Consider the following 6276-nt stretch of genomic DNA (forward strand, 5'->3'; position numbering starts at 1 on the left):
TCTGTAGTATTCAAAGCACTTGAAAAAGAATGTGTCTGACCATTAATCGTTCCAACTTGATCAAAAGTAAGTGTAATATTTATATCTGCTGGTATTTCATACATCGCAGCATAAAAATCGGCAACGAATGAGTATGTACGGTCAGGTGCAGCACCAGCAAGAACATAGGTTTCTGCAGTTGCTCCATCAGCACTCTCAAAAACTTGTGTATAAGGTGAGTCTGTAAGTAGTAATCTTAAATCAGCAAGAGCATAAGGATCAACTTCATTGCCATAGTTATCGGTAACCGAACTAGATGATGTCCAAGACATTCCTACAACTAAATCACCATCTGTTAAGTTAGCAATTTCGAAAGTAACTGTTTCAGATGCAACACTACTAACATTAGACTCATTGCCTAAACCTATTTGAATATTAACTGTTTCAGTTTCTTCTGCTAATTCATCAGCGTGTATGGCAATTACATCAGAAGCACTTAAAGATCCTGCTTTAATTGTTACAGTATGAGGAATTGTAAAATCTTCCCCTTCAGTTGCAGTTCCATCAGTTTGTTCTAGTTTTACTGCAACATCAACAATTTGTGCTTCGCTAAGTGCAACTGTAAAAGCATATTGCTTTTCTTGTTCAATTAGGGTTTGTGAGTTTTCAAAACTTAAACTTACACTTAAGATTGGACTCGTTGCTGATAGCACACTATCTCCAGTGAAGTCATTATTGTCATCACAGGATAATATTAATGCAAAAACACTAAATATTAAAATTATTTTTATAAATTTATTTTTCATCTTATTTGTTTTAATTTTAGTCTACTTTTTTAACTAATTTTTCGAAAAATTCTCTTGGTCCCGATCCTGCTGTTAGATAACCAACTGTAAGGTTTAATACATCTTTTCCATTTACATCGTCTGGTTCTGCTAATGAAGTAGTATTATTACAAGTAAGTACAGTAAATCCATTGTTTATTGAACAGGTCATTATTGGTTGGTCGTTTAATAAAGTACCGGTTCCAGATAAATTTGCACCTAATACTGTAATAACCCCTGTTGTATTGTCTACTGTGAAATAATACTCATTTCCATCCGTCCAATGTGCTATGCCAACATGTCTATAAACGGTAGCGTTTACAGATTCGATAATAACTTCTTGAGCATCCCATGAAGCACCTGCTGCACCAATTCTCCAGTACGCGGTATCTTCAGCAACGTAAACACCTGCATATCTAGTTCCTACAGCAATTTTAGTTGCTTTGGTGTTTGCATGAATGTTTCCTTCAGATGTTGTAGATTCATAAGTTAATTGCCAATAATCTCCAATAGTTAAAGTACCATCACTTGCGGGTAAACTAGTACCATCATCTTTTACTAAATTCATTGATAGTGCAGCATAATCGAACGATGCTGAAAAATTGGTGATTTGACCACTACTAGGGTTCTCAATATTAATAGTTTCTAATAATACTTTATCAGTATTTTTAAAACCAATACTATCTTGCATGTTTATGTCTTGAAAAACAACTTGATAAAAATGTTGGTTATACACTTTTACCGTATTTGTAGTAACATTTCCTTGTTGTAGAAAACCTGTTGCAGTATAGGTAGACCCACTGCCTACAACATAACTAATTAAGAGGTTATTAATGTTTGCTAACCCCCCTTCTTGAGCATTTAATGTTAATTCATCATTATCCGTATCGGTACAAGACGAGATTGCGATCACTGTAAATAATGTGAGTATTAAATATTTAATATTCTTTATTGTTTTCATGTTTTTTAATTTAGTTTTGCCACCAAAGTGACGTAGTTAATTTATCTGCTCCTTGATTTGCAACTGCACTAGTATAATTTTCATTATTTAAGGATTGTTGTGTTAAAGGATAAGAGTATCTTGAAGGAATACTTGTTACAATAGCATCTTGAGCTAAAGGTAATACAGGTATACCTGTTCTTCTCCATTCAGACCAAGCTTCAAAACCTTGCATATATAAAGCAATCCAAATTTGTTCTGCTATCTGTGTTATTCCTGTACTTCCAGAAACATAACTAACATTAGGAGATCCTGTTACCCCATTGGCTGATATAGATGCAGCAATTCCTTGGTTAAAGTAAGTTGCAGCAGATCCTGTAATTAAACCTTTTTCAGCTGCTTCAGCCATTAATAAACTTAAATGAGCATAGGTCATAAAATAATAAGGTTGTTCAGCTTCAAGGTATTTGGTACCAATCAAAGAAATGTTACCAGAATCACCAAAAATAGAATTCCCAATATCGCGTATACCAGCAGGTTTACCTACATAACCACCACCAGAGCCATCTCCACCAACTTCTTGTGCATAAACAGCCAGTCTAGGGTCGTTTTTAGCTTTCATTAATTCTACTAACTCTTCTCCCATTGACCATTCAGTAGTACGACCACCGTTTACTAAAGCTTCAAAAAATGGGTTTGCGTTTGGTTCAGCAGATAGATAAACTAATTTTGCTTCATCAGAATTACTAGAGAATAAATTATTAGAATTCATTAAAGCATTTAATTCAGCTGTTGCATCATATCCTCCCGACTGAGCACGCATTAAAACTTTAAACTTTAAAGAAGAAGCATATTTCTTCCAAAGACCCCAGTTACCACCATACATTATATCTTGCCCAGCATCTATAGTACCAGTTCCGTCTAATAAAGATATTGCATTATCTAGCATCGCTAAAATTGCAGGATAAACTACAGTTTGACTATCGTCATAAATAGGGGTAATATTACCAGTATCTCCTAATAATGCTTCTGTCAATGGAATATTACCATAAATGTCTGTAAGGTTATGAAAAGCGTTTGCCTTTAAAACTAAAGCAACACCTTCTAAATTATTATTTCCTTGTAAATTTGCCAATCCTTCCATGATAGCAGCATCTTTTGCTACAACTGAATATAAAGTTTCCCAAACACCATCAATACTAGATTGTCTAGGAATGTAGTATTCATTTCCGTTATAAATTGTTTTTCCTAAATGTTGCACCCAACAAGAACCTGTTTCCCCGCCATTAAAAGAACTTTGTAAGATGTTTGCTGTTCCTCTAATTATACCAGCTAATAATAAATCAGCAGGCACAGAACTAGGGTCATTTGGGTTCGTATTAACCTCTTCGAAATCACTATCACAACTTGTAAAGACAAAAGTTTGGCTTACAAGCACTAATAATAGTATATATTTTATTTTTTTCATTTTTTTTAAATTTAGAATTTAACATTTAAATTAAAACCAATACTTCTAGTAGAAGGTATTTGAGCATATTCTAATCCTTGTTGACCAGTAGCACTACTAAATGCAGATTCTGGATCAATATGAGGAACTTTTCTGTAAAGAATTGCTAGATTTCTCACAGAAAGTCCAAAAGAAACTTGATCAATTTCAGTGTTTTTTATAAGGCTCTTAGGTAATGTATAGTATAAAGAAAGTTCTCTCCATTTTACAAACGATGCATCATAAACAGACGACTCTGCTATATTTTGAGAATATGATGAACTAAAAAATGTTTGTGCAGGAACAACAACATTATTTTGAACATAACCACCATTACCATCTGACATAACTCCGTTTCCTACAATACCTGTTTCACGACCTTGTATAGTTTCGCTTAAAACACCAGCTAATTTACCCCAAGAGTTTGTTTGAGAATAGATCTCACCACCTTTTTTAACATCAAATAATGTTGTTAAGCGCAAATTTTTGTAAGACATATTTAAACCTAATCCTGCTGTAAAGTCAGCATTGATATTTCCTAATACTTTACTTGTTGCCGCTATTTGTGCGATTCCATTTTCATATATAACATCGCCTGATGGAGATCTTTCAAATGCTGGGCCATATATTGCACCTACCGCTTCACCTTCTTGAGCAATAATATCTACATTCCATAAACCACCTAAAACAACACGACCATTATTAGTTGAAGCATCATCGTCTATATTTTGAGCTTCATTTACATTTCTTGCAAAATTAATATCCATACCTAAATTAAACCCATCTTCGCTTCTAATTATATCTGCGCCAAGAGTAAATTCGAACCCTTTATTTGTTATGTCTGCAACATTATCCCAGTAACTAGTATTACCAGAAGAAGGGTCAATATCTTTTGCCATAATTACATCAGAAGTCTTTTTATCATAATACGTGAAATCTAAACGAAGCCTACTTTGAAATAATCGCGCCTCTAAACCAAATTCTTTTTCAACAGTATCTTCATTTTTAATATTTGGATTCCATAATGTTCCAGGATAAAAAGCAACAGGAGTAGTTCCCCATGGATTAGCTGAAAATGTAAAATTTGGTTCTATACTGTAAGGTGATAAAGGTCCTGCACTACCTGTTTTAGACCAACCTACTCTCATTTTTAAATAAGATATAGTGCTTTTCGGTAATTCAAAAATATCACTAATTATTGCACTAGCTGTAGCACTAGGATAGAAAAAACTGTTATTTTTAATAGGTAATACTGAAGCCCAATCATTCCTTCCAGTAACATCTAAAAATAAATAGTCTTTATATGAAACACCCATAAAACCAAATACACTATTTATTTTTCTATCAGTTTGTGATTGTCCAAGTGATGGTGTAACACCGTCTCTTGTATTTGATATATTATATAAATTAGGTATTTGTAATTCTGGTGCTTCTAGTGACAATCTGTGATAGTTATTTACCATGCTATTACCACCAATGTTGGCGTTCAATTTAAAATCCTGACCTATATCAGTATTATAACTTAATATTGCTTGAGAGTTAATCTCGTATCTAGTTCTCTGAACCTCTTTATATGAACCACGAACAGATTGGTAGGTTCCAAAAGCTCTTGTATTTGTATCTAAAGAACTAAAGTAATCGATACCCGTTTGTGCACTAAATGAAAGTTTATCAGACATTTGATAGTTTATTGACATATTTCCTAATAATCGATTTCTATCAAATGTATTAGTGTTAGTGTCTAAAACCCAATATGGGTTGTTGTTATAGGCTCCATTCCAGTTTATAGGAGTCGCTACATCAGCACCAGCTGCAAAAGCTGTAGGTAAGTTATTATAATCCCTTAAAGCGTTCCAATCTACATTTCTTCCAGACCATACAATTTGACCTAACTGATTGTTGGAGTCACCATAACCAACAGAAGGAAGATTACCACTTTCTGTTTTAATATAGTTAGTTGTCATACCTACACTCCATTTTTCTGATAAATTAAGGTTTATTTTACCACCAATATTATATTTAGTCAGATCTGTATTATAAAGAATCCCTTTTTGATCAGTAATACCCGCAGAGATACGTCCGTTATAATCATCATTACCATTAGAGAATGCAATGTTATTATTTGTTGTCATACCTGTTTCAAAAAAATCTTTGATATTATTTGGTTGAGATACCCAAGGTAACGCTTCACCATTAACAGAATTCCACTGTACGAATTCAAGCCCTGAATCTAATGCTGGACCCCAACTTTCATCTACACCACCATCACCTGTTATACCATCAATATATTCAAAATTTTGTGAACTTGACCCTTGACCATATGAGTTTTGATAGTCAGGTAAAACATAAACGTTTTCAAAACTTACGCTTGATGAAATTTCAATTCCTAGTTTATTTGAGTTTTTACCAGATTTGGTCGTTACAACAATTACACCATTAGAACCACGCATTCCATAAAGAGATGTTGCGGCACCACCTTTTAAAACATTTAAAGATTCAATATCATCTTGATTCAAATCAGCTAAACCGTTTGGGGTACTATTACCTCCTGAATTAGATGAGTCTCCATAAGCAGTATTGTCCATTACAACACCATCTACTACAACTAAAGGTTGTGCGTTACCACTAATAGAGCTTATACCTCTTATAACTATTCTACTTGATGCTCCGACAGCACCTGATGTGTTGGTAACACTAACACCTGCAATTTTACCACTTAAAGAGTTTACAATATTTGCATCTCTTACCGTAGTTAATTCTTCTGAACTAACTTGCTGTGTCGAGTAACCTAAAGCCTTTTCAGATCTTTTAATACCTAAAGCCGTAATTACGATCTCATCTAACACTTCACCACCTTCTACTAAAGTAATGTTGATAATATTAGAGGTAGCAACTGTGATTTTAGCAGTTTCGTATCCAAGGTATCTAAATACAAAAACATCCCCTGAATTGGCCTCTATTGAGTATTTTCCATCAAAATTTGTTTCTACTCCCCTGTTGGAGCCTTCAATCACTATACTTACTCCAGGTAAAACTCCTGATTTATC

4 protein-coding genes are annotated in these 6276 nt (G+C 33.8%); all 4 read right to left on the reverse strand.

The window, feature by feature from the left end:
* Positions 1–785: Calx-beta domain-containing protein (locus tag QNK89_RS04850; protein ID WP_340169837.1), on the reverse strand; the 785-nt coding region annotated here is incomplete at its 3' end.
* A 16-nt stretch (positions 786–801) separates the two neighbouring features.
* Positions 802–1764, reverse strand: coding sequence for a hypothetical protein (locus tag QNK89_RS04855; protein WP_340169838.1), 963 nt, complete (start codon positions 1762–1764; stop codon positions 802–804).
* 10 nt (positions 1765–1774) lie between these two features.
* Positions 1775–3211 (reverse strand): SusD/RagB family nutrient-binding outer membrane lipoprotein, encoded by a 1437-nt coding sequence (locus QNK89_RS04860; protein WP_340169839.1) that lies wholly within the window; start codon positions 3209–3211, stop codon positions 1775–1777.
* An 11-nt stretch (positions 3212–3222) separates the two neighbouring features.
* On the reverse strand, positions 3223–6276 hold a 3054-nt coding region (locus QNK89_RS04865; protein WP_340169840.1), incomplete at its 5' end, for a SusC/RagA family TonB-linked outer membrane protein.

The sequence above is a fragment of the Lacinutrix sp. genome (assembly GCF_037625555.1).
Lineage (GTDB): Bacteria > Bacteroidota > Bacteroidia > Flavobacteriales > Flavobacteriaceae > Lacinutrix.